Source organism: Mangrovimonas sp. CR14, from assembly GCF_011764015.1.
Lineage (GTDB): Bacteria > Bacteroidota > Bacteroidia > Flavobacteriales > Flavobacteriaceae > Mangrovimonas > Mangrovimonas futianensis.
This window is the reverse complement of sequence record NZ_JAAFZY010000005.1, coordinates 310737-336598: the sequence shown is the minus strand read 5'-3', so window position 1 is coordinate 336598 and position 25862 is coordinate 310737. Positions and strand designations below refer to the sequence as shown.

At 35.3% G+C, this 25862-nt stretch carries 24 protein-coding genes; 6 read left to right on the top strand and 18 right to left on the bottom strand.

The annotated features are described in order from the left end of the window. Positions 1–4: 4 nt before the first annotated feature. The 8 genes from GZ212_RS12325 to GZ212_RS12290 form a co-directional block, all read right to left on the bottom strand. Entirely contained in the window at positions 5–2269 is a 2265-nt protein-coding gene (locus tag GZ212_RS12325) for an aconitate hydratase (RefSeq protein ID WP_166960693.1), read from the bottom strand. A 173-nt stretch (positions 2270–2442) separates the two neighbouring features. Next, positions 2443–5223, bottom strand: coding sequence for a bifunctional aconitate hydratase 2/2-methylisocitrate dehydratase (locus tag GZ212_RS12320; protein ID WP_166960690.1), 2781 nt, complete (start codon positions 5221–5223; stop codon positions 2443–2445). A 250-nt stretch (positions 5224–5473) separates the two neighbouring features. Then, on the bottom strand, positions 5474–6127 hold the full coding sequence (locus GZ212_RS12315) for a hypothetical protein (RefSeq protein WP_166960687.1): 654 nt from the start codon (positions 6125–6127) through the stop codon (positions 5474–5476). A gap of 12 nt (positions 6128–6139) precedes the next feature. Beyond that, the gene (locus GZ212_RS12310; protein WP_166960684.1) at positions 6140–6622 is read right to left on the bottom strand and encodes an acyltransferase; all 483 of its coding nucleotides are present in this window, start codon (positions 6620–6622) and stop codon (positions 6140–6142) included. 22 nt (positions 6623–6644) lie between these two features. Beyond that, positions 6645–7598 (bottom strand): MoxR family ATPase, encoded by a 954-nt coding sequence (locus GZ212_RS12305; protein WP_166960682.1) that lies wholly within the window; start codon positions 7596–7598, stop codon positions 6645–6647. 3 nt (positions 7599–7601) lie between these two features. Continuing rightward, complete coding sequence (locus tag GZ212_RS12300) at positions 7602–9050, bottom strand: peptidylprolyl isomerase (protein ID WP_166960679.1); 1449 nt, start codon at positions 9048–9050, stop codon at positions 7602–7604. After that, positions 9013–9867, bottom strand: coding sequence for a peptidyl-prolyl cis-trans isomerase (locus tag GZ212_RS12295; RefSeq protein WP_166960676.1), 855 nt, complete (start codon positions 9865–9867; stop codon positions 9013–9015). Before GZ212_RS12295 ends, GZ212_RS12300 begins: the two co-directional genes overlap by 38 nt. Continuing rightward, on the bottom strand, positions 9868–11811 hold the full coding sequence (locus GZ212_RS12290; RefSeq protein WP_240923811.1) for a peptidylprolyl isomerase: 1944 nt from the start codon (positions 11809–11811) through the stop codon (positions 9868–9870). A 211-nt stretch (positions 11812–12022) separates the two neighbouring features. On the opposite strand from GZ212_RS12290, the gene GZ212_RS12285 reads away from it, so the two are divergent. Further along, a complete protein-coding gene (locus tag GZ212_RS12285) occupies positions 12023–12484 on the top strand; it encodes an SRPBCC family protein (protein WP_053971821.1) in 462 nt (153 codons plus the stop codon). Then, entirely contained in the window at positions 12471–12707 is a 237-nt protein-coding gene (locus GZ212_RS12280; protein ID WP_166960673.1) for a hypothetical protein, read from the top strand. Before GZ212_RS12285 ends, GZ212_RS12280 begins: the two co-directional genes overlap by 14 nt. Positions 12708–12768: 61 nt before the next feature. Here GZ212_RS12280 and GZ212_RS12275 read toward each other — a convergent pair whose 3' ends face one another. The 4 genes from GZ212_RS12275 to GZ212_RS12260 form a co-directional block, all read right to left on the bottom strand. Beyond that, the gene (locus GZ212_RS12275; protein ID WP_166960670.1) at positions 12769–15249 is read right to left on the bottom strand and encodes a T9SS type B sorting domain-containing protein; all 2481 of its coding nucleotides are present in this window, start codon (positions 15247–15249) and stop codon (positions 12769–12771) included. A 109-nt stretch (positions 15250–15358) separates the two neighbouring features. Next, positions 15359–16015 (bottom strand): hypothetical protein, encoded by a 657-nt coding sequence (locus GZ212_RS12270; RefSeq protein WP_166960667.1) that lies wholly within the window; start codon positions 16013–16015, stop codon positions 15359–15361. Between the two features lie 31 nt (positions 16016–16046). Beyond that, positions 16047–17288 (bottom strand): glycosyltransferase family 4 protein, encoded by a 1242-nt coding sequence (locus tag GZ212_RS12265; RefSeq protein ID WP_166960664.1) that lies wholly within the window; start codon positions 17286–17288, stop codon positions 16047–16049. Between the two features lie 7 nt (positions 17289–17295). Further along, the gene (locus GZ212_RS12260; RefSeq protein WP_166960661.1) at positions 17296–17769 is read right to left on the bottom strand and encodes a heme-binding domain-containing protein; all 474 of its coding nucleotides are present in this window, start codon (positions 17767–17769) and stop codon (positions 17296–17298) included. Positions 17770–17805: 36 nt separating this feature from the next. On the opposite strand from GZ212_RS12260, the gene GZ212_RS12255 reads away from it, so the two are divergent. Next, positions 17806–18372 carry an adenylosuccinate lyase gene (locus GZ212_RS12255; RefSeq protein WP_166960658.1) on the top strand — a complete coding sequence of 189 codons (567 nt, stop codon included), beginning with the start codon at positions 17806–17808 and terminating at the stop codon, positions 18370–18372. Here GZ212_RS12255 and GZ212_RS12250 read toward each other — a convergent pair. After that, complete coding sequence (locus GZ212_RS12250; RefSeq protein ID WP_166960655.1) at positions 18359–19339, bottom strand: DUF1028 domain-containing protein; 981 nt, start codon at positions 19337–19339, stop codon at positions 18359–18361. The two genes, GZ212_RS12255 and GZ212_RS12250, sit on opposite strands and share 14 nt — an antisense overlap. A 118-nt stretch (positions 19340–19457) precedes the next feature. Here GZ212_RS12250 and purB point away from each other — a divergent pair, with 118 nt between their 5' ends. After that, complete coding sequence (gene purB / locus GZ212_RS12245; RefSeq protein ID WP_166960652.1) at positions 19458–20798, top strand: adenylosuccinate lyase; 1341 nt, start codon at positions 19458–19460, stop codon at positions 20796–20798. Positions 20799–20801: 3 nt separating this feature from the next. Further along, positions 20802–20993 carry a hypothetical protein gene (locus GZ212_RS12240; RefSeq protein WP_053971812.1) on the top strand — a complete coding sequence of 64 codons (192 nt, stop codon included), beginning with the start codon at positions 20802–20804 and terminating at the stop codon, positions 20991–20993. 61 nt (positions 20994–21054) lie between these two features. Here the strand turns inward: GZ212_RS12240 and GZ212_RS12235 are convergent, their stop codons facing one another. From GZ212_RS12235 to GZ212_RS12220, 4 genes are read right to left on the bottom strand one after another with little or no spacing between them, the layout of a single operon-like run. Next, the gene (locus tag GZ212_RS12235) at positions 21055–21597 is read right to left on the bottom strand and encodes a DUF4252 domain-containing protein (RefSeq protein ID WP_232394819.1); all 543 of its coding nucleotides are present in this window, start codon (positions 21595–21597) and stop codon (positions 21055–21057) included. 5 nt (positions 21598–21602) lie between these two features. Beyond that, positions 21603–22172 carry a DUF4252 domain-containing protein gene (locus tag GZ212_RS12230; protein ID WP_166960649.1) on the bottom strand — a complete coding sequence of 190 codons (570 nt, stop codon included), beginning with the start codon at positions 22170–22172 and terminating at the stop codon, positions 21603–21605. A 42-nt stretch (positions 22173–22214) separates the two neighbouring features. Beyond that, positions 22215–22694 carry a hypothetical protein gene (locus GZ212_RS12225; protein ID WP_053971810.1) on the bottom strand — a complete coding sequence of 160 codons (480 nt, stop codon included), beginning with the start codon at positions 22692–22694 and terminating at the stop codon, positions 22215–22217. Beyond that, a complete protein-coding gene (locus GZ212_RS12220) occupies positions 22681–23190 on the bottom strand; it encodes an RNA polymerase sigma factor (RefSeq protein WP_166960646.1) in 510 nt (169 codons plus the stop codon). The genes GZ212_RS12225 and GZ212_RS12220 overlap by 14 nt, the downstream gene beginning before the upstream one ends. A 132-nt stretch (positions 23191–23322) precedes the next feature. Between GZ212_RS12220 and GZ212_RS12215 the strand changes: the two genes are divergently transcribed. Further along, positions 23323–24735, top strand: a complete 1413-nt coding sequence (locus GZ212_RS12215) for a S41 family peptidase (RefSeq protein WP_166960643.1) — start codon at positions 23323–23325, stop codon at positions 24733–24735. Between the two features lie 50 nt (positions 24736–24785). Here GZ212_RS12215 and GZ212_RS12210 read toward each other — a convergent pair whose 3' ends face one another. Next, on the bottom strand, positions 24786–25862 hold the full coding sequence (locus tag GZ212_RS12210; RefSeq protein WP_166960640.1) for a DUF5074 domain-containing protein: 1077 nt from the start codon (positions 25860–25862) through the stop codon (positions 24786–24788).

Here is a 25862-nt window from a genome sequence, read left to right as displayed (position 1 = left end):
AAGGTTAAGCGTTTTGTTTCGCTATCAAATTCAATGCTGATCCTGCTTTATACCATGCAATTTGCGCATCATTATAAGAATGATTTGTTTTAATAACATCTTTACTACCATCAGCGTGAACCACTTCTATATTTAATGGTTTGTCAGGTGCAAATTCATTCAAATCCAAAAAATTGAAGGTATCATCCTCTAGAATTAAATCATAATCAGCTTCATTATCAAAGGTTAAAGCCAACATACCTTGTTTTTTCAAATTAGTCTCATGAATACGAGCAAAAGATTTCACTAATACTGCGGCTACACCTAGATGTCTCGGTTCCATAGCTGCATGTTCACGAGAAGATCCTTCACCGTAATTATGGTCTCCAACTACTATCGTTTTTATTCCCTTGGCTTTGTAATCTCTTTGTGTATCTGGAACACCTCCAAATTCTCCTGTCAATTGATTTTTGACCATGTTAGTTTGCTTGTTGTAAGCATTAACAGCTCCAATTAAACAGTTGTTTGAAATGTTATCCAAATGACCTCTAAAACGCAACCATGGGCCAGCCATTGATATATGGTCAGTAGTACATTTTCCAAATGCCTTAATCAAAAGTTTAGCCCCTTTAATTTCGTCTCCAATAGGTTCAAACGGCGTTAACAATTCCAATCTTTCAGAATCTGGAGCAACGATGACTTCCACATCACTTCCATCGGCAACGGGGTCTACATAGCCATTTTCCTTAACCTCAAAACCTTTTGGAGGCAATTCCCATCCAGTGGGTTCATCCAACATAACCTCTTCCCCATCTTCATTAATTAATTTATCAGTCATTGGATTAAAATCCAAACGACCTGCAATAGCGATAGCCGCCGTCATTTCTGGTGAGGCAACAAAAGCATGGGTGTTTGGATTCCCATCTGCTCTTTTTGCAAAGTTTCTATTAAAAGAATGGACTATACTATTTTTAGGAGCATTTTTAGGGTCTTCGTAACGAGCCCATTGACCAATACAAGGTCCACAAGCATTGGTAAATATCGTAGCATCTAATTTCTCAAATATATCAAGAATGCCATCTCGCTCGGTAGTATATCTTACTTGTTCTGAACCTGGATTAATTCCGAATTCAGCTTTTGTTTTCAATTTTTTATCCAAGGCCTGTTGCGCAATCGAAGATGCTCTGGATAAGTCTTCGTAAGAAGAATTTGTACAGGATCCTATTAATCCCCACTCTACTGCCAGTGGCCAATCATTAGATTTTGCCTTTTCGGTCATCGTACCAACTTCCGTAGCTAAATCTGGAGTAAAAGGACCATTAAGATGAGGCATTAATGTTGACAAGTCTATTTCAATCAATTGATCGAAGTACTGCTCTGGATTTTCATAAACTTCATCATCAGCAGTTAAATATTCCTTTATTTTATTGGCTTCATCAGCAACATCAGAACGGTCTGTGGCGCGTAAATAACGCTCCATGGATTCATCATACCCAAAAGTAGAAGTAGTTGCACCTATTTCAGCACCCATATTACAAATGGTTCCTTTACCTGTACAAGAAAGATTTTTTGCTCCTGGACCAAAATATTCCACTATAGCTCCAGTACCACCTTTAACTGTAAGGATTTCTGCCACTTTTAAAATGACATCCTTTGGTGCTGTCCATCCTGAAATATTTCCAGTCAACTTCACTCCAATAAGCTTTGGGAACTTAAGCTCCCAAGCCATTCCAGCCATCACATCTACAGCATCTGCCCCACCAACACCAATTGCGACCATTCCTAATCCTCCAGCATTTACAGTATGTGAATCTGTTCCAATCATCATTCCTCCTGGAAAAGCGTAATTTTCTAATACAACCTGATGGATAATTCCTGCTCCTGGCTTCCAAAACCCAATTCCGTACTTATTCGATACCGAAGCCAGAAAATCAAACACTTCGCTACTTGTTTCATTAGCACGCTTCAAATCTACCGCTGCCCCTTGCTTCGCTTGGATCAAGTGGTCACAGTGAACCGTAGTTGGAACTGCAACTTTGTCTTTTCCTGCTTGCATAAATTGCAATAAGGCCATTTGTGCTGTTGCATCTTGACAAGCAATCCTGTCAGGCGCAAAATCAACGTAGTCCTTACCTCTTTTAAAAGCAGTATTTGGTTCCCCATCCCAAAGGTGGGCATATAAAATCTTTTCGGAAAGTGTTAACGGTTTACCCACTACCTCACGTGCTTTATCCACACGCTTTGGAAAGTTTTCATAAACCTTTTTGATCATATCAATATCAAAAGCCATAAATCTTGTTTAAAGGTTGAAAATTTAGTTCATTTTTAAGTTTCCACAAGATACAAAATAAGTGAGGCATTGTAAAACATTAATGAACTGGGTTTTCTTAAAAAAAGCCTAAAATGAGTCACAAAAAAAGCCTGAGTACAAACTCAGGCTTTAAATATGGTAATTGAAATAAGTTATGCTAAAACCAATTTCTTTTGAGATGGCTTAAACTTGGTTAAAACTATGCCATCCACAGCTTTTTCATACTCTTCCATGGTTGGCGTTCTACCCAAAATAGTAGACAATACAACCACAGGCGTTGAAGACAACAATGATTCACCCTTTTTCTCACCAGAATCTTTAACAACTCTTCCTTGGAACAAACGTGTTGATGTCGCCATAACCGTATCTCCCGGCTCCGCCTTCTCTTGGTTACCCATACACAAGTTACATCCAGGACGCTCTAAGTAAAGCATGTTTTCATACTTGGTACGAGCCAAACCTTTTGGAGCATTATCATCAAACTCAAATCCAGAGTATTTTTGTAATACTTCCCAATCTCCTTCAGCTTTTAACTCATCAACAATATTATAGGTTGGAGGTGCTACTACTAAAGGCGCTTGGAATTCTACTTTACCTTGTTGCGCTTCGATGTTTTTTAGCATTTGTGCTAAAATCTTCATATCTCCTTTGTGAACCATACAAGATCCTACGAATCCTAAATCGACTTTTTTAGTTCCGCCGTAATAAGACAACGGACGAATGGTATCATGTGTATAACGCTTAGAAACATCCTCATTATTAACATCTGGGTCAGCAATCATTGGTTCAGCAATTTCATCTAAGTCAATAACAACCTCTGCATAATAATTCGCATTGGCATCGGGTCTTAAAGCTGGTTTGATTCCTGTTTTAACTTCTTGAATTCTTGTATTTGCTTTGTCAACTAAACCTTGAAGCACTTGACCTTCATTATCCATACCTTTTTCAATCATGATTTGGATACGATCTCTAGCAATTTCTAAAGATTCAATCAAGGTTTCATCCTCTGAAATACAGATAGAGGCTTTCGCCTTCATTTCTGCAGTCCAGTCGGTAAATGTGAAGGCTTGATCTGATGTCAACGTTCCAATGTGTACTTCAATAACACGACCTTGGAATACATTTTCACCATCAAATTGTTTCAACATTTGTTGTTGCGTAGCATGTACCACATCGCGAAAATCCATAAAGCTTCTCATGTTTCCTTTAAAGGTCACCTTTACAGATTGCGGAATTGGCATGGTAGCCTCTCCTGTAGCTAAAGCTAATGCAACCGTACCGGAATCGGCACCAAATGCAACTCCCTTAGACATACGAGTATGAGAATCTCCACCAATGATAATATCCCAATCACTTACTGTAATATCGTTTAGTACTTTATGAATCACATCGGTCATGGCATGGTAGTGTCCTTTAGGATCACGCCCAGTAATTAATCCGAAGTCATTCATGAACTTCATCAACTTAGGAATGTTTGCTTTGGATTTATCATCCCAAACAGAGGCTGTGTGACACCCTGACTGGTAAGCTCCATCAACAATTGGAGAAATGGTGGTTGCGGCCATTGCTTCTAATTCCTGAGAAGTCATCAATCCTGTGGTATCCTGAGAACCTACAATGTTCACTTCCACACGAACATCAGAACCAGCGTGTAATGTTTTACCTGGTGTAGTTCCAACCGCATTTTTATTAAAGATTTTCTCTACAGCTGTTAAACCTTGTCCTTCAACAGAAATTTCTTTTGAAGGTGCATACACTTGAGGTACTTCAACACCTAAAACCTTAGCTGCAAATGTTTGTAATTTCTTTCCAAAGACCACAGCATAGGATCCACCAGCTTTGATAAACTCAACTTTTTGTGGAGTCAAAGAAGCAGAAATATCAATTAATTCCTGATCTCCGTTGTATAATTTTTTCTCTTTGGTATTAATAGTAAGAACTGTTCCTGTTTCGACCGAATAGGTTTGCTCTAAAACTGGATCACCATTGTCGTCAACAACCGTATTTCCTTCAGCATCTTTTTGTTTCACCCAGTTTTTAAGGTCGATTCCTATACCTCCTGTTACACCAACAGTAGTCAAGAATATAGGTGAAATCCCATTTGTACCAGCAATTACCGGAGCAATATTGATAAAAGGCACATAAGGACTAGATTCAATACCGGTCCATAATGCCACATTATTTACTCCAGACATCCTTGAAGATCCCACACCCATGGTTCCTTTTTCTGCAATCAGCATGACACGTTTATCTGGATGTTGCGCTTTAAGATCTAAAAGCGCTTTTTGCATGTCTTTGTTGTGCTCAAAAATGGATTGACCGTGTAACTCACGATCTGATCTAGAATGGGCATCAGCTCCTGGAGATAACAGGTCTGTTGAAATATCTCCTACACCCGCGATAAAAGTCACAACTTTGATTTCTTCAGCGACTTCAGGAAGCTTTGTGAAAAACTCAGCTTGAGAATAGCTCTCTAATATATCTTTGGCAATTGTGTTACCTGCTTTAAAAGCTTCTTCTAGACGAGCTGTATCAGCTTCGTAAAGGAAAACTTGTGTTTTAAGCACCTTAGCCGCTTCTTCTGCAATCGTTTCATCTTCTCCTAATGCCAAATCCAAAAGAACCTCGATTGAAGGCCCACCTTTCATGTGTGATAATTGTTCGAAGGCAAAAGCAGGAGTAATTTCTGCTACAATCGATTCACCTAGGATAATTTCCTTTAAAAATTTAGCCTTAACACCGGCTGCACTTGTCGTACCTGGTAACGTATTATAAATAAAAAAGTTTAGAGAATCTTCTCTGTTTGGATTATTGACATCTTTTATTTGATCAATAATCTCACTTAACAAATCGGCTCCATCAATTGGTTTTGGGTGAAGTCCTTGGACCTTACGCTGTTCAATTTCCTTGATGTAATCGCTGTATGTATTCATATTTAAAGAAATTATAATTTATTGGCTTTTTAAGACATAAAAGATGTTGAATGCGTTAAACGATTACAGATTCTAATAAATCTTAGGAAAAAGCCTTTAATTTAGTTTTTGAGTCAGGCAAAAATAGGAATTAAAAAACATTTTTTTAACTTCGAAGATGATATAAAACACATAGTTCTATCAATAAAATTGATAATTTAAAAAATCAACGAAAACGTTTAAGTAAATTTAAAAAAACGAGAGGATTATGTCAATTTGAAAATTGATTAAAAAACTTCTTGAAATAAATTTTATCCCTTAGATCCATAAAGGGCTTTTCAAAAAATTTATATAACAAATAGCTAAGATAAATGGATAAAAACCAATAAAGAAACAAAACCTCCATCTTCTGTAAACCAGATGAATTCCTTAAATCAATAAAGCGCTGAATAGTCAACATAACTATGGAGTAATTCATCAAATAAATAGAATATGATAAAACGCTTAGGTTAGTAATCATTTTTTTCAAATAACCCTTACCTTTAATTTCCAACATAAAAGGAAAGAATAACAATAAACTTATAGATACCAAAGGCAAGTAAAACACATTAAAGAAGAATGGAGTGTTTTCTGGACTTAACATTTTATAAAATATAATGATGTGCATTCCGAAAAACAACAACATTCCAAAACCAAGACTGTAAATTCTAAATTCTTGCCACTTTCTTTTAAAATATGAAGCAATATAAATCGCTAAAAAACCGTAATAGATAGCGTCAATTCTATATACAACCACCTTGCGTAAAACTCTACTCCATTCCTTATCTGACGATACAACATTATTATGATGAAAATAATATCTGCAAATCCCTACTCCCAAAATAACAAAAACAGTAATGAAAAGAAATAACAAATGTTTTGGCACTCTTTTAAATATTTAAACACCTACATATAAAAGTAATGGCCCTATTATATAAGCAAATTCCTCAATTGACAAGCTCCATGATTCTGTAAAAAATTCATTTTGCTTGCTTGAAAAGTTTTGTAAAAACAAAAAATAATATCCTAACCTATCAAAAATATCTTCACCAAAATGGTATCCCAAAAATATATTTATTATTAAAATGAAGTAATAGTTGGGTAATGTCCTGAACCAGCGTCTTATCCAAAAATAACCAAAATCTTTAAACATCACTTTCTTGGCGTTCAATTGCTTTAAGAGGATTCCCCCAATTAAAAAGCCACTTAAAACAAAAAATAAATCCACTCCTATCGCTCCGAAAAATCGAATGAGGTTTAAGAAAAGGTTATCTTGATTAGGAAATAATAATAAAGATGAATGCGAAAATAATACTAATACTATAGCTAAGGCACGTATGGCATCTAAGCCAAAAACTCTATGCTTAGTACCTATACTCATCAATCACTGAAGTTTAATGATACTAAAACAAACTCTTGATAATTTGTTCTTCAGAAATACCTTCGGCCTCTGCTTTATAGTTTTTGATAATACGATGCCTCAAAATACTATATGCAACAGCCTGCACATTTTCTATATCTGGAGAAAACTTACCATGAATGGCAGCATGTGTTTTGGCTGCTAAAATTAAGTTTTGAGATGCTCTAGGACCAGCCCCCCAATCTGCATAATCTTTAATCATTTCAGCTGCTGTTGGTGCATTAGGCCTCGTTTTACCCACCATTTTAACCGCATATTCTATAACATTGTCAGCTACAGGAATACGTCTTATTAAATGTTGAATATCAATAATTTCTTCAGCAGTAAACAAGGGATTTACACTAGCCTTTTTATCTGAAGTTGTAGCCTTAACCACTTCAACTTCTTCTTGAAAGCTCGGATAATCTAAATTAATAGCAAACATGAACCTGTCCAATTGAGCTTCTGGTAGTGGATAAGTTCCCTCCTGCTCAATGGGGTTTTGTGTTGCCAGAACGAAATAAGGTAAACTTAACTTATAATGATGTCCCGCAACCGTGACTGCCCTTTCTTGCATTGCCTCAAGCAAAGCAGCTTGAGTCTTAGGTGGTGTTCTGTTAATCTCGTCTGCTAGAATAATATTGGCAAAGATGGGACCTTTAATAAATTTAAAATGACGGTCTTCATCCAAAATTTCACTTCCTAGAATATCACTAGGCATCAAGTCTGGAGTAAATTGAATTCGTTTAAAATCCAAACCAAGTGCTTGAGCAATCGTATTGACCATTAAGGTCTTTGCCAATCCAGGAACTCCTATCAAAAGAGCGTGTCCTCCTGAAAAAATAGAAATTAATATTTGATTGACTACTTCTTCTTGACCCACAATCACTTTAGCGATTTCAGATCTTAAAGTTTTATATTTATTTACAAGTTGCTCTACCTTGGCTACGTCTGACATGTATTATTTTTTTAACCAATTACTTGAAAAATCACAATCTCTGTAATCACCGTTGACTTTGATGTACGTATCTATGATTTTTTCATCTTGCCATTTTTCAATGGCCTTTAATTTTTTCTCGCTTAAAGCTAACTCTTTTATTTTTAAGTAATCTTTGGCGAAATCTGCTTCGTGGTCTTCAACACGGTCTGACACACGCATAATTTTGTACTTGATATTTCCTGTTCTACCTTGCTCCGTCAACACCAAACTCACCTCACCTTCTTTTAAACTTTGAATTTGCCCATATAATTCAGGATCCATTTTGGTTAGTTCAAAGTTATAATCTTGGGTGGCTGGATTAATTAGATATCCTCCCTCACTCCTGGTTTCAGTTTCATCACTATATAATCTAGCAGCTTCTTCAAAAGAGATGTCATGATTTACAACATCCTTTCTAATTTTTTCTATTTTCTCTTTTGCTTCGGTGATAGCATCCTGAGAGGCTTCAGGAATTAAAAGAATATGTCTCACATCATATTCTTGCCCTCTAATTTTCTCCAACAAAATGATATGAAAACCAAACTCCGTTTCAAAAGGATCGGAAATTTCACCTTCCTCTAATGAAAAGGCAACATCTCTAAACTCCTTTACAAATCTTGGTTTGTTACGATTTAGTGTATATTTCCCTCCAGTAGGAACTGAAGCTTTATCATCGGTATATAAAACCACTTTTGATCTGAAACTAGCGCCATGTTCTAAAACATCTGCTCTAAATTCATTCAAACGATCTATCACCTTTTGTTTGTTTTCCTCAGAAACCTTTGGTTCAATAACAATTTGAGACACTTTCAATTCTGTTCCAAATGAAGGTCTTTCTTCCTTTGGGATTTTATTAAAAAATTCCCTTACTTCCTCAGGAGTAATATCCACCTCTGCAATTACCTTTTGCTGCATCTCGCTTGCCAACTTATTGCTTTTGTTTATTTCAAACATTTCGTCACGCAAGCTTCTTTCGTCTTCTTTGTTGTAAAGCTTAACAATTTCATCCATTGTCTTACCTGACTGAGCCAAAAATTGATCCAATTGATAATCTACGTTAGCCCGGATTTCTGCATCAGATACCACTATACTATCCTGAATAGCATGGTGAGCATAAAGTTTATCTTCCAATAATTTTCCAAAAAGTTGGCATCTTGAAACACCTTCCAAAGAAGCTCCTTGAACTTTAAGTTGCTCAATGGTTCTGTCAATATCCGAATCCAAAATAATGTAATCTCCCACTACGGCAGCAACACCATCCACTTTTTTAGCCTGAAAACTGGTTTTTACAGAATCAATTTTAGGCTCTTCTTTTACTTCATCTTCAATAATCTCTTGTGATTTTGCAATGTGGGAAATAAATAACATTGCTATAAGTAAGTATTTGCTAATTTTAGTTATAGACTTCAAATTTATTGTTTTTAATAGCATCCTGTGAAATATCCTTTTTAAGCTCTTTAATAAGTTCTAATTTTCTTTTGTTTATAACAATCTTATCGATAGTTGGTTTAACATATTCAATAGGAGCTATACTGTTTCTAAGTTGAACATCATTAATGAAAATCAAATATAAATCTATTGAATCTTTAAGGTGTAAAAAATTAGATTTTTTTAACAATTCATTGCGGTTTTCAGATGTGATTACTGGAATTTTCTCAATCACCTGTTCTACCTTTACCCAAACCGAATCTTTTAAGGAATAGGATTTAAATTGGATGGAAATAGAATCTAAATATCGCTTATCATCTTCATTAAATTCCTTAAACTTCCTTTCAATATCTTTTAAATCAGTTCTATTTTCATTTAAATGAACATATCGAAGCTTAACGAGATCTTCTTTTAATTTGAAAATCTCCTTGTTTTCCTCATAGTAGGATTCCAATTCTCGGGAAGTGACTGAGGTGTCTATATTTTTTCTTACCAAAGCTTCTAAATAAGCTTTAGAATACAAATCATTTTTGTAATCCTGAGCTAATTTATCAAAGTTCTCTTGGTCAACTTGTTTCAAGTTCCTTTTGGCTCCATTTACTAATAACTGTTCTGTTGCCCAATTATTAATGAAGTTGTTGACAATAACAGTGCTGTCTTCTGCAGACATGCCCTCTTTAACCAAAGGTTTTAAATCCTCTAAATAAAGAAAGGACTCTTCAACTCTTGCAATAGGAGTTCTGTCATCTACTTCCTTAAAAAAATTACATGAAGTAAGAAAAACGAATCCCGTTATTAATATGAAAACCTTGTATTTCAATTATCCCTTTAATTCTTTTTTTACTTGATCTAAGGCCTCCTGATTTATAACTACTTTATATTTCTGTTCCAGTTCCTTGATCCACATTTCCTCTTTATATGATTGGAAATCACTAATCACCGCCCCTTTAGCTTCTTTATAGCTTTTAGAAGCCTTTGGCATAACTTCTTTAATTAAAGCCACTATATAGCTATCATTAAAACTGTATATTTTAGACACCCCGGTTTCAAATTTAAAATCGACGGGTAAGGATTGATGGTTCTTTTCCATAATTCCACTTGTAAAGATAACATTCACTTGCCCATCTTTATTTAAAGTTTCCTTAATTTCTGAAGGAGATTTACCATTTTTTAAAAGCTTGGACACTTCTTTGATAGTGCTTTTATCCGCTGAGGAGGCAACCACAGCATCCACTCTTTCTTCCCACATATATTTTGATTTGTTTAAATCAAAATAATTTTTCAATTCTGTTGTGTCGGACTTTGAAACATTCCAAATGTAGGATTCCATTAAGTCAAAAAGCAATAAACCATCTCGATATTCTGAAACAATATTGGCGTATTCTTGATTTTCTTCATCCAAATGTTCCTTTTTATAGGTCATCAATTCTTGTGAGATAAATTGATCATAACTCATTTCGACCAATTTGGAAGCTTCCATTTTTGGTACTCTTCTTTTTTGAACTCCTATCAAGTAAGATCCAAAATCACCATAGGTCAATTGTTCTTTACCAATTTTCACAAAAGGCTTTGAAGCATCAAAATCACCTGGCAATGTCCATCTTCCTTTATAAAACTCATCATTAATCATACCGCTAAATTCATCCAAGCTAGGATCAATAACTCCATATTGCTTTTTAAGATTTTCAATTACCTTTTCATTGATTAACTGTGACCGCGAATCTTTTTTTACTTTTGCTTCCAATTCGGGCCTCATGACGTCAAAAGTTTCTACTGGATGAATCTCATATAACTTGACAATGTGCCATCCAAATTGGCTTTTAAATGGTTTTGAAATTTGCCCTATTTCAGTAAGAGAAAAAGCTTGTTCCTCAAACTCTGGAGAACTCAATTCACCACTTTGAAAAGGCGCTAATTTACCTCCATTATTAGCCGAACTTTTATCGTCTGAGAATTGTTTAGCTAAAGTTTCAAACTCTTCACCCTGCTGGATTTTTTGATAAATATCATTAATACGCTCCTCTGGAGTACCTTGAGCTTCTTCCTTTTGATTGGATAAAATCATAATATGCCCAACTTGTCTAGATCCTCTCGCCTTTCTTTTATTAAGAACCTCTACAATATGATAACCAAATCTTGTTTTGAAAGGTTGGGAAATTTCTCCTACCGTAGTATTATAAGCCGCCGTTTCAAAATTGTATACCATTTTAAACGCCGAGAAATAACCTAAATCTTCAGCAAAAATCGTTCTACCATCATGAAGTTCCTTTTGAATTTTCTCAAATCCTTCATTCTTTATGCGGTCTTTTATGTTTAAAAGCTTTTCATATACCTTTAAAGTATCAGTAGGTGATGCATTTCCATCTAAACGAATCAAAACATGCCTAGCTTCTATTTCATACTGGGTTCTATCATAAGCTTCTTCCACCAATTCATTGGTCACCTTATTATCAGTCAAGTATCCCGATGCCAATTGGTTTTTATAACTTTCCAACTCCTTTTTATAGGACTCCTTTTCATCAAGCCCTAACGCCTTGGCTTCTCTTAATTTTAATTTGTAATTGATGAAGAGCTTTAAATACTCATCTATATCCTTTTGTGATTCATCCTTTACTAGATCTAAATTCTTTTTGAAAACCCTTTCAAATTCAGAAGTATAAACGGGTTGTCCATCAACAGTAAACAAAATATGATCGTTGGTACTTTGAGCATGATTTACTAAAGAAACCATCATCATCAAAAAAGATAAAAAATACTTCATCATCTGATAAAAGGAAGTTTTAAAAATGTAGATGCAAAAGTAGCAATATTAAGCTAGAATGCAAGTTGCTTAACAAACGTTTGAAATAAGCGTTTGGTATGGAACTCAAATCATTTTGAACACAAAAATATTTAACTACAGGACCCTGAACCCCTTTGGCAAAACAAAACTATAAATGAAATTTTATATCTTCGGAAAAGATTAAAAAGTAGTTATGAAATACACTACCGAAATTTATGTGGAGTTGCCTCTGAATGAATTTATCAAAAAATTCAATGACCCCCACAATTTGAAACATTGGCAAAGAGGCTTGGTTAGCTATGACCACATTTCAGGAATTCCTGGTGAGGTTGGATCAAAAATGATTTTGATTTATGATTTTGGGCGAAGGAAAATGGAACTCACAGAAACAATCATTGAAAATAACCTGCCACATTCCATGTATTCATCTTATGATACCAACGGGATGAGTAATATTCAAAAAAACTATTTTGAATCTACAGGTGCCAATCAAACTAAATGGGTATCAAAAAATGAATTTATTCCTACAGGATTTGCTCTTAGATTAATGACCCTAATTATGCCAGGAGCATTTAAGAAACAAACCAAAAAATATATGTTAGATTTTAAAAATTTTGCAGAAAAAAACATCTCAGTTTCAAATGAGAAAAATTAAAATGATTTGGGATTTTAGAGGTCCACATTCAGAAAAAACAGCGCAACACCACGTGATTCATTTAAACGAGTTTGCACAGAACAATAATTTAGAAGTGATTGCCATAGACGTGCAAAATATTCATGACAATCACACCATGGCTTTTATGATTGTCACCGAAGACTTAGTACCTCATCTCCGACAAAGCTTGAAACCTCATCGCGGCCAATTGTATGAAGATTAATTTGCAAATGGAATCTCTCTCTACTTAGACATAATCGCAAATAAATAGAGTCTATTTTACTTTATCTAACTAAACTAAAATGCCCCAAATAGGTTCGTTCTTCCCCAGATTTTTTAACCAATTTAACTCGGTACCAATAATCAGTTTGAGGAAGTAACTCACTGTCTAAAGTTCCATCCCAACCTTGAGAAAAAACAAGGAACGACTTGATAAGCTTGCCATATCTATCAAAAATCTGCACCTCAGAATTTGAGGCATATTGTGACGACAATCCCTGAACATTCCAAAAATCATTATCACCATCTCCATTCGGTGTCATGAACTTAGGAAAACCAATAACCGAAAAATCAATAGATGTGACACCACAACCATTGATGTCCCTAACCCAAAGTGTATAATCACCATAACTTAAGTCACCAAAAAATGGTTCGTTTTGGAAAGGTCCATTTTCTCCAGAAATAGAATATTGATAACTACCAGAACCTAAATTATTAGTGTTAATAGTCAAACTGTTATTCGTCGTTTGGTCAGTAATTAATAAATCGGAACTAGTAATAGTAGCCGCTGAAGATTCTATTACATTAACAACTTGGGGTAGTGATTCACATCCTGAAAAGGAAGTTGCCATTACCGTGAAGGCTCCCGAGTTATTGACGGTTAAGTTGGGTTGATCTGAAAGTATATTTCCAGACTGGTCCATCCAAACATACATATAGTTCCCCTGTGGGTTTTGAATATTTAATGTAACTGATTCTTCATAATCGCAAAGTATCACTTCAGTATCAACTTCAAATTGGGGTTGCGGTCTAACTCTTAAAATTAAATTAGGACTAACACCAAAACAGTCTCCATTATCCTCGCTTTCTACCCTCACGTAAAGCTCTTGATAAAAAGGCTCAATATTGGTATAATTAGAACTATCAAGTATCTCATTCAATTCTAAATGGGCATCTTGAGCAGTCTCATAATAATGGACACTTAAATTTTGTCCGGTTGGAAATTGATCTAAAAACTGCTGCGAAACCGATGTCAAATCAAACGCTTCAAAGCCATCTCCACCTTCAGCATCACATTGTTCTATTTCCACAGAAAAACCTGAAGGAAAGGCAGTCGTTGAAACTTCCAAATTGACTGTAGCTATATCAAAACAACCATTGGCATTTTCCACGCGAATAAAGACCTGACTTGCTGTTGTATTATTAAAAGGATAGGGAGCTATTTCATTTTCAGAATTCTCTGCATTACTATACGTCAAGAAAAAGCTTGCAGAAATACCCGATTGACCATCAGTAACTTGACCTACAGTTTCTTCCAAATTAAAATCTGTAAACCCATCAGGACTAGAGTCTTCATCACAGTTTTTAAACGTTATCGGCGAAGTGATAACAGGGAAAGGGTAAATAGTTGCTGTCACGGGTTCTTTTTCACCATCCATACAACCGTCATATGAAGCCATGGCATAAAATGTGGTAGTTTGATTTAAAACAGGAGTATTAAAAGTTTCACCCGATCCAATTAAATTATCATTTTCATCAAACCACAAAACATCACCTTCCGAAGCTTCAGCCGATAAAACAACACTTGATTGGCCACAACCATCGCTACTTTCAGTGCTAATGATATAGGGTGTTGAAAGCTCGGTACTAGCTGAAAGATCTAAATCGGGGTCTCCAGGCATACCGCCATATTCAACAATATATCCTTGAGAAACATAATCACCGCCACCACCACCTACAGCCAAATCATTCCATGAACCTGGTATACCAATACCTGGGGCCGTAACGTGAGCATAGTCTTCTCCTTCTAAATCATTGGGCTCTCCAGTATTCCAATTGGCATAATTAGGTGTAGAACCATTAGGCCCACCATTCCAAAAAATAGTTCCTGCCTCGGGACCAGTCACCCATTTCCACACACCTTCAGATTCCTCATCGGTTCCTCCTATCCATCCATTCCCTGCCGACTGCTCACCCGACAACTGAGCCTCATCCTCAGCCATAATAGTTACCAAATACCCCTGAAGACCATAATAAGTACTATTTTCTGCCTCAATTTTAGCCTGTGACCAAGAAATTCCAGGCGCTGAAATAAATTGATAATAGTGCCCTGTAGATGGTAAATAATTGGCATTCCCTAGAGTAAATGAAAAAGTTCGTGTCGTAGCAACTGTAATATTTGTTGTTTCAAAATGAACATCAAAAACAGCGGCAATCATTTCAGAAATAGCAACTTCCTGACCACCCACTCCTGTGAGCGTTAATTTACCCTGAACAACATCCCATGAGCTTACAATGTTTGGATGACTTCCTTCTAAGGATAGGACATCTTGACCAGAAGCATAATTCGTTGAAATCTGAATATACAACGCTTCAATTTCGCTGTCATCAGGATCTATTATACTAAAACTGTCAACTATGTTTACGGACTCTGAAGGGCAGTAAACTATATTTCCACTAGCTTCTAATACCGGAGGTACATTTTGAGCCCAAAAAGAAAAATTGACAAAAATTACCGCAAAAAAAATATGTTTAATAATATTCAAGACGTTCTTTTGGAGAATTTGTAAACACAAATTTACTGATAAGTTGAGTAATATGAGGATATATTACTAATTAAATCTCAACTACTTTAAAACTTTTACTGGCCTACTTCTAATCATCTAAAATCGTTTGGTCCAGAACATAAATGAGCTTCTTAATTTTGTGTATTTTTTTCAGTTTATATTTTGTATCCAGTATTCCGTAATAATCATAAAATAATTTTTCTCTAAAAATACCATTTGGAATATTACGATTTACTTTCCAGTCTTCATAGGCTGTAGGGTGGACCAAAACAGGAAGATGAAATTCAGTACCCTGTTCTATAATAAACTTATACGTATAGCTCTTTGCTTTCTTTGCTTTTTTAGGATCTATGTTTTTAAAAATATACTGTTTACATGGTGATTCTTGAATGATAGTATCCCTCAAATTAATAAAATCATGATTTTGAATTCTGAACTTAACTGTATTTGAAAACTTTGCTTTGTCTGGTAAGACAATTTCAATTGAATCTGAATTAAAGAAGTCATTTTTTCTGAGAACAAAATTAAATCTCATACTATCATGAGCCATAAAATTCAGTTTAAATTTCAAGGTGTCAAGATTCTTTACTTCCAAGTAATAGTTATTATTCTTAGAATTTGTTGCAATAAAAAAGCTTTCTTTTAGCTTAGTTTCTTCTTTTACTATTTCAAAACTTTCATACTCCAAAAGATAATCAAGCTCAAAGGTCATTTGTGCATTTACGGTCCCAAAAAATAGAATCAATAGTATTGTTAAAAATCGACCAACCATAAAATCAGCTATTTTCTTTAGTTATTTTGTTTTTCTCTTCAATCCACTTACCCATATATTTTGAACTTTGTAAAGTATGGTGTTGCAATAAAGCTCCAAGGAAATTCTTCTGACGATGCGAGTCTAAGGCTTGTTCCAATTTATTCAAGTGATTCAATAATTCCTTTTCATGAGCATCTTTTTGAAATCTCTTTCTCAAAATATCAAATCCTTTTTGTTGGTTCGACTCCCAAATTTCTTCTATTTCATATAAACTGATGGCTTGCTCTGAAAAAATGAAAGGATCATTTTCTATATTCCCATTAGGTTCTAAATCACCAAACATCCCTTCGGCTGCTATATCATTCATAGCACATGGCACTCCGTTAATCATGGCATCAATCAATTTGCCTTTGAGGCCAGCTCCAAATGGTAAATACGCCAAACACACCCTATAAGTTTGCATGACAGATGGTAAATCATCAACATACCCTTTAATAATAAAACCCTCCTTCTCATTATTCAATTGCTCTACTTTTTGAGACGAATACGCCCCGTAAATATGAAGTTCTGTTTGGGGTAATTTTTTTCTGATGAAAGGCCAAATTTGATTTTTCAATAATAATACCGCTTGGTAATTAGGTTCATGTAAAAACGTCCCAACAGTAACAAAATGTTTTCTTTCTTCGTAGGCAGGAAGAATCTCCTTAATTGAATCTTCTTCCAATAAAAAAGGCAAATAATGTAAAATGGAAGATGTTATATTGAAGTTTTCTTGCAAAAGTTCCATCTCATATTCAGAAATAATCAAGCTCAAGTCACACCTATAAATACTAGCTATTTCCCTTTTTGCTGTATCATTATATAAATCACTTTCTTTAAAAGTCCGCCTTTCTTTATAAGCCTGTTGCCTACCCTTTCGTAAAAAATGGAGATCTTCTGTATCCAGAATCCGGATAGCCGTTGGACAAGCTTCAGCAACCCGCCATCCAAATTGTTCTTCGGTCAAAAACCTATCAAACAAAACCACATTTGGCATAAGTTGGCCTACATACCTATCAAAAGAAGAATCGTTAAGTTCAATACGTTTTTCTTCAATCCCCAAACTATTTAAATCAAAGGCATTGGATGTTTTTGAAGTGGTTGTAGCAAAAATGATTTTGTAATTCTGGTCTAAGAAAAATTGAATTAATTGCATCATTCGACTACCGGCGGCAGAACTCTTAGGCTCGGGCCATACAAATCCAATAATCAATAATGTTCTCATGAAGATCTTATTCCGGCCTAGGCTCCAAGCTATAACCCATTCTTACTTGCTTAGCCCAATTATTCACAGATTCTATTTGTTCATCCGTTAATCTAGCTTCGGAATGTATCCACGTGTAGGATTCCAATGGCATTTCTTTTTCCTCAACCATTTCAATCAACTCTTCTAGCTTATGATCTTTTTTCTTTACAGAATAATCTGCCCACTTAGAAAAGTCTAGATGCTTTTTTCCGTCCTCTACATGTTCTGCCATCCAATAATTAACTGGTGTTATATTATTATACCAAGGGTATTGGGTAAAACTACTGTGACAATCATAACAAGTTTCTTTTAGAATGACTTTAACATCTTCAGGAGGCATGGTCTCTTTCAAAAAAGGCTCAATGGAAGCCAAGTCTCCATCGTTCTTTTCTGGACCAAAAAATTGAGCCACAATAAAAATGACCAATAACACTAAAAGGATTTTCTTTACAATTTTCATTTCTGTAGTTTTAATATCTAAAAATAGAAAAAACTTGTGACTAAGGAAGAACTTTACAAGGAATTAAATTATGTCAATCATTCTCGGGAAAAGCGTATCTATTATGCCCAAATGGGCATTGCCCAACCTGAATTAGTTCCTACTTTATTAGAAATTCTGTTTGATGTAAACGACAAGGTTTCTTGTCGCGCTGCTTGGGTTCTCGAATTTATGTGCTCTGAAAATTTGGAAGCCCTGATTCCCTTTCTAGACACCTTTACTGAAAGCATGCATTTGGTTCATCAAGATTCTGCTGTAAGGCCGATAGCAAAAATATGTGAATTTTTGGCATCTGCCTATTTCTCAAAAGAACCAAATAAAATTCAAAAAGTTCTAACGGCCAGTCATAAAGAACGTATTATCGAGGTGTGTTTTGATTATATGATCAATGACGAAAAGATTGCCTCCAAAGCCTATTCCATGAACACGCTTTACCTTTTTGGATTGGAATACGACTGGATACATCCTGAATTGGCCTCCATCATTCAGAAGGATATTTACGGTCAAAGTGCCGGATATAAAGCACGCGGTAAAAAAATATTAAAAAAAATCAAAGCTTCTTAATTTGAGTAAGCACCTCATCACTTGTAACTAATAGTTGACTTTTTACCAATCTTTGGGTTAACTCTTTCCATTGGGAATTTTCTTGAAAAATAGACTTCAAAATGGGATAGGCCTCATCTTCCCTGTTATTATTGATCAAATTGATAGCATACCAATATTTCATTTCTAAATTTTCTGGATACATGTTTTGAGCCGCCTTATAATGTTCTTCTGCAGCTTGGGAATTCCCTTTTTCCATGGCTAAATCTCCTAACTCCATAAAATGATATGCTTTTTGCAGTTTCATTAATCTGTCCAACTCCGAAATGGGGTCTGGGTGATCCTCTACCCTTAAATCCATAATTTTATCTTCCCAAGAATTTCCAGAGGCTTTTCCTTTAAAAATCATAATAGCCGCCGATTGACTTCCCCTGATATCGCCCTTTTCTCCCTCTGCTGCTTTCAAGGCAGCCAATATTCTTGTACTCAAATCCCCTTTGGTTGTGGTAAAAGCCTCTTTCATAGCTCCCCAAACGGTAGGCTTCAACATCATATTTGCCTGAACTGAAAAATTCTTTCCATTGGCATGTCCCGCTTCAGCAATACATAAAGATCCTGTGTGTGTGGCAACGCGCCCTTCAGTGTCCAAAAAGGCTACTTGCCTATACATTTCACCAGAATCGTTTGCCAACAAAGCATCCAAAGCCTGTTTGGGACTCAAACCTTGACTCATTAAGGTCAAACCTTTTGGCCCATAACTAGGATTGACAAGCGATTGGGTAGCAACCACTCCAACTCCAGCTTCACCATAAATGGCTAAACTACCAACACTGAACCAATGGCTCTGAACCGCAACACCAATATCACCCGTTACAGAATCCCTAGCAACAATAGAATAGGTATGAATATAAGGCTCAGACTTCTTAAATGATTGAGCAAAAGTCATCATTGAAAATAGGAAGAAATAAAAAAGAAAAACAGGCTTCATAATCTCATATTTTTTTTGAATATAAGTTATTTCACGCAAACCAAAAACTTCCCCTTGAGGCTTCCACCTTCAAATCAAAAAGATTATCTTTGTGGCTTCAAAAAAACAGCTTAAAAACATGTCATTATCATCCTTGAATGCCATCTCTCCAATTGATGGTAGATACAGAAACAAAATTGAAGCATTAGCCTCTTATTTCTCTGAAGAAGCCCTTATTAAATACCGCGTCTATGTTGAGATAGAGTATTTTATTGCTCTTTGTGAGTTGCCTTTGCCACAATTAAAAGATTTCGATAACTCCTTATTTGATAAATTACGTGATATCTATAGGGATTTTTCTGAGGATGATGCCAAGAAAATCAAGGACATTGAAAGCGTCACCAATCACGATGTTAAGGCCGTTGAATATTTTATCAAGGAGCAATTTGATGCTTTAAACATTTCAAAATTCAAGGAATTTATCCACTTCGGATTGACATCTCAGGATATTAACAATACAGCCATTCCAGCCAGTATCCTCGAGGCAATGAATGACGTATATGTACCTGAGTTACATATTCTGATTAATAAATTAAAAGATTTGGCTACTGAGTGGGCTAATATCCCCATGCTTGCCAGAACCCACGGACAACCAGCTTCCCCTACTCGCTTAGGAAAAGAAATTGAGGTATTTGTGGTGAGACTGCAAGAACAAATTAATTTATTAAATGACATACCTAGCGCAGCCAAATTTGGTGGTGCCACAGGTAACTTTAATGCACACCAAGTAGCCTATCCAAGTATCGACTGGAAAAGCTTTGGTGCAGACTTTGTACAACGCTTAGGGTTACAGCATTCGTTTCCAACCACACAAATTGAGCATTATGATCACATGGCGGCCTTGTTTGATTGTTTGAAACGTATCAACACTATTATCATTGATTTAAATCGTGATATTTGGACCTACATTTCTATGGATTACTTCAAACAACAGATTAAAAAAGGTGAAGTAGGAAGTAGTGCAATGCCACACAAAGTAAACCCGATTGATTTTGAAAACTCAGAAGGAAACTTAGGAATTGCCAATGCTGTTTTTGAGCATTTGGCGGCTAAATTACCAATATCACGTTTACAAAGAGATTTAACCGACAGTACAGTATTAAGAAATGTGGGAGTGCCTTTTTCGCATACCATCATTGGGTTTAAGAGTACCTTGAAAGGACTAAGTAAATTATTGCTCAATGCTGAAAAATTTGCTGATGATTTAGAAAACAACTGGGCGGTAGTTGCCGAAGCTATTCAAACCATTTTGAGAAGAGAAGGCTATCCTAACCCATATGAAGCCTTGAAAGGCCTTACCAGAACAAACGAAAAAATCACCAAAAAGTCCATTTCAGAATTTATTGATACCTTAGAAGTCTCAAGTGAAATTAAAACGGAACTAAAATCCATTTCACCTTCTAACTATACTGGGATATAATTGATGCTAACTGACAAACAAACCTTAATACTTACAGCTATTATTGCTTTAGGTTTTTCGGTTACTGGAATATTTGGAATCTTGGATAATTACGCGATAATCATTACGCTCATTATCCTGATTATAATATTTCTAATCAATTTCTATCTCACACTGAAAAAACCAGATGAGGAGGAAGAAGATACTTCTCTATAAAATAAAAAAGCCCATCCAATTGGATGGGCTTTTTTATTAACATATAAACTTCAAATATTTCCTATTTGAAAAAATCCATAACTCCTTGCATTTGCCCTTGGTCCACATCTGCTTGTCTCAGAGCATCTACCAAAGCCACCATTTTTTGCGGACTCATATCATCTCCTAAAACACGTAAGACTCCAAATCCTAAATCTGGCGAACTTCCAAAAAGGATAAATTCATCGGCTTCATCATCGTCTCCCAAATATTTAAAAACAACTTTTCCTCCTTTATCATTAAACTCCACTAAATCATTATATTTTGGGTCATTAAGGATCGAACTCACCTTAGAAAGCTGTGTGTTATAATCAGTTAAATCAATGCTATCCTTAATTTTATAGCCTAAAAAATTCAACCTATTAATGGACTCGAAGGCTTCCTTTTGCTCTGGAGTCAATTCAGTTTTTTTGAAATCTACAATACTTGTTGGAATATCTACTGAGGTAAAATTGGGTGTTTCCTGGTTATCCACAAAGTAAGTTTGCAAGGTTTCACCCTGGTTGCAGCCAACCAGCAGCACCAGGGTGAATATCATTGCTAATAGTTTTATTGATTGGCTCATAGCAATTATTTTTTCTTGTTGTTATCTTCCAAATGTTCTCCTCCAGGGATGTTCATTTGTTGGGTCAATTTAGAGATTTGGTTCAAGTCAATATTTCCAGTTAAAGAAATGACTACGGTTTCTATCTCACGCTTTTTCCCATTGATATTGATATCAGCATCTTTAGTAATTCCATTCAAACCATCAACAAACATGAGCAATTCACTAACATGGTCTTCGTCTTTGCCTTCCTTGACAAAAAACTTCATTTCTACACCATCATCTTTTACTACCATTAGCTCTTCTAGGGAACCTAACTTTCCTTTCACCCATTTAGTAATGTCTGATGAAATGGTTTGATTGGCGGTAACAATAGTCTTAAAGCTTGTGATGCTATTGACCATATCCAAATAGGATTGCGCTTCTGGATCGTCTGTATTAATATTCATTTTAGCCAACATTTGGAACATTTTTGGTTTTATGGACACATAGGTCACATCAGTACTATTGCTGTATTTGTCAAAAATATCTTGGGCGTTGGATGTTAATGGCAATAACATAATTGCCATTAAAAAAAGGATCATTTTGGTTTTCATTGTTTTCAATTTTAAATTTTTCAAAAAGGTTTTTTCATTCAATTATTTAAAAATTAGGCTTCTGGTATTTTCAATTTCATTTAGGTACCCCACTTTTTCAATACCTGTTTCATAACCGTTTAAGTAGTTGATTTTTTGGGCGCCTTTATTGAAGCTTGATGATATCATTTCCAATGATTTCACTACCTCATTGTAAGCCATCTCTGGGTCATCATAAGTTCCATAGTCTTCCTGTTGATTGACGTCTGTCTTAAAATAAAACCCAATTAAAAGAACCGCTACAGCTGCGACAGAAATCCATTGAAAATAATAGGATCGTTTCGTCTTGGTGTTTAATGGAACGTCTTTGGTAAACTGTTCTTTTTCACTTACTATAAAATACGTAAACAAAGGTTTGTAAACTTCTAGATGTGGTGCAACATTCTCCTGTGAAAAATAGTGTTTAAGCTGCTGTTCTTCTTGAAGTGTTGTCTCTCCGTTCTCGTACTTTTCAAGTAACTTTTCTATCTTATTTAATACCATAATTATGAGTATTAGTTAATTTTTCTCGTATTGTTTTTCTAGCTCTTGAGAGCGCTACTCTTATTGCTGTCTGATTCATGTCAAGCATTTCTGCTATTTCGCCATAATCATACTGCTCTATATCTCTTAGTTGGATGATCATTCGTTGCTGCTCTGGCAACTCTTGAATTATTTTCCCCACCCAACCTAAACTATCATTAAGTTCTATTTGCTTTTGTAATGAAGCATGTTCGTCTTTATAATTACTATGAACAAGCTTTAAATTTTGAGCTTGTTTTGATTTCAATTTATCCAGACAAAAATTCTTGGTCATAGTCATCGAAAAGGCTTCCACATTATTGTATTCAGCAATTTTCGATTTGTTATTCCATAATTTCAAAAGAACCTCCTGTGTGGCATCTTCTGCCTCTTCCGTAGAGACCAACAATCTCTTTGCAAGTCGAAACACCTTATCCTTGAAAGGCATCACCGTATTTAAAAATTCTTTTTGGTTCATTTTTGTGGTTGGTTTAAATAGCTTTTTTATTGCTATTCATCTTTACGACGAACTAGGATTCTTTTTGTTACAAAAATTTTTAATCCCAATACAAAGTAGCTATTTTTAAGGAATAAAAAAGTTATAAAAGCTATGAAACCCCTACGATTTATTATACTCAACCTGCTGGTTTTATGCACTCTAAACTCCTGCTTTGAGGATTTGGATGACAACCCAGCAACCGATCAAGATATCAAAGATTTTGTGTACCGAGCCATGTTCGATTGGTATATTTATAAAGATGAAATGCCACAATTACAAACCAACCGAGCTGAGTCTAGTGACTATGACTCTTATTTAAATAGTTTTAGTTCCCCTGAAAACCTTTTTGAAAGTTTGATTTATGAAAGGCAAACTATTGATAGGTTTAGTGCGATAACAGATGATTATTTTGCCTTAGAACAACAGCTTAATGGTACCTCCTATCACAATGGTATGGAGTATGGCCTTTTTAGGTTTTCATCTACAGATACTGATGTGTATGGTTACGTACGTTATATTTTACCTAGCACCGATGCTGAAAATAAAGGATTGGTTAGAGGCGATATATTTCATTCAGTTAATGGTACACAACTCACCATTAACAATTATAGAACCTTATTGGGCACTAATTCTTATACTATTGCTCTTGGCTCTTATGATGACAATGGCACACCAAATGACGTAACTGATGATTTTATATCAGATATAAATCAGCAAATTCAGCTAACCAAAGTCCCCTATACCGAAAACCCTGTTTATGACTATGACGTTTTTAATATTGGAGGTGAACAGGTAGGTTATCTCATGTATAACGGATTTACGGGAGACTTCAACAACCAATTGAATGACGTATTTGGTTATTTCTCGTCAAACGGTGTTCAAAAACTAGTTTTGGATTTAAGGTATAACCCAGGTGGTTCTGTAAATTCTGCCAGACTTTTGGGAAGCATGATTACCGGCCAGTTCAATGGAGATGCTTTTTCAAGCTTAAATTATAATGATCAAAAACAAAATTTTAATTCTACCTACAATTTCACCAATAGTTTTAATGGAACATCTATCAATAGTTTGAATCTGAATAAAGTCTATGTTATTGCTACAGGAAGTAGCGCTTCTGCTAGTGAAATGGTTATTAATAGTTTAAGCTCCTATATTGAAGTTGTGCATATTGGAAAAAATACCGTAGGAAAATCACAGGCTTCCAGCATAATTTATGACTCACCAGATTATGGGCGTCAAAATGTTAATCCAACCCACACCTATGCATTATTGCCTTTAATCGCCATTACAAGAAATGCTGAGGGATTGGCAGTACCTAACAGTGGTCTTGTCCCAGATGTAGAAATAGGAGAAAAAGTAAATGATTTGGGAAGTATCGGAAACCAGATGGAACCGTTATTGGCAGCTGCTCTCCAAGTTATAGAAAATGGCGGGCGACAAGCCGCATTAACAAGTAAAGGTCATGAGATTATTGGTGATAATCATGATTTAGAACCGAATTCCCAAATAATGATTGCTGATTAATAAAAAAGCCGCTTTGAGCGGCTTTTTTATTTTAACTAAGTTCAATGGTATTAATTAAAGTAAACCTTTGATGCAATCAGTCCTACCTCAATAGTGTTGGCTAATGAATTATCAGTCAAATCAAAAACCAATAAATCACTTAAAGAAGCAAAATCCTTAGCATCTGTAACAAATAAATGGGTTCCATTGACATTCAATCCATAAGGTGTTGTCCCAGATAAGTTAATGATAGCTGAAGTTGGTAATGACGTTGATGCTTCAGACATTTCAAAAACTTGATTGTTTAATTGGTAATAAATATAACCTTGGCTGTAAGCCATTAAATTTGGGTGAAAGCCTTCAGCAAATGCTATTTCTGATACAACACTATTGTTTGATGGGTCAATTGTAGTGATAGCTCCAGGAGTATCCCCAATAGGAGTCCAATTAGCATCATAAATAGTAGCGCCCTCAGACAAAACAACCAATTGCCCAGATCCATTAACAAACATTTCATCTGGATTGTCTGCTACTTCAATAGTCTCTATAGAATTGTCCGTGGTATTGATTACCGAAATAATATTGTTGGTGCTATAACCTCCCTTGTGGGACACAAACAATTTATCCCCAATGGCCAAAATTTGTTCAGGACCTTCACCTACAGGAATACTTTCTTGAACTGTATAACTTGATAAATCAATAACTGCGACAAAATCATCATCAGTAACAAATCCATCTCCCCAATTGGTTACATACCCTTTTCCATTGGAAACAGCCATATATCTTGGCAAACTCAAACCATTAGTAATCGTAGTTTCTCTTTCAAAAGAATACCTATCAACCACATTAATCGTATTATTATCAGTTACAATATATCCTTTTCCATCTTGAAAGGCCATTGATTGCACATAAGTTCCTAATTCATCACTATTAATATTGAAGAAAATGTTGTTTTCAACTTCTGTAAAATCAGATGAAATATAAGACACCGATCCAGAAATGGAACCGCCTTCTGCCAAGACTAGCATTCCATTTTCATAAGTCCCGGATGGATTCTCTATAGGCGTAATGTTGTCGTCATCGCTACAGGAGAAAACAAATAATCCTAATGAAAGGAGTAACATGATAGATTTGAAATAGTTTTTCAT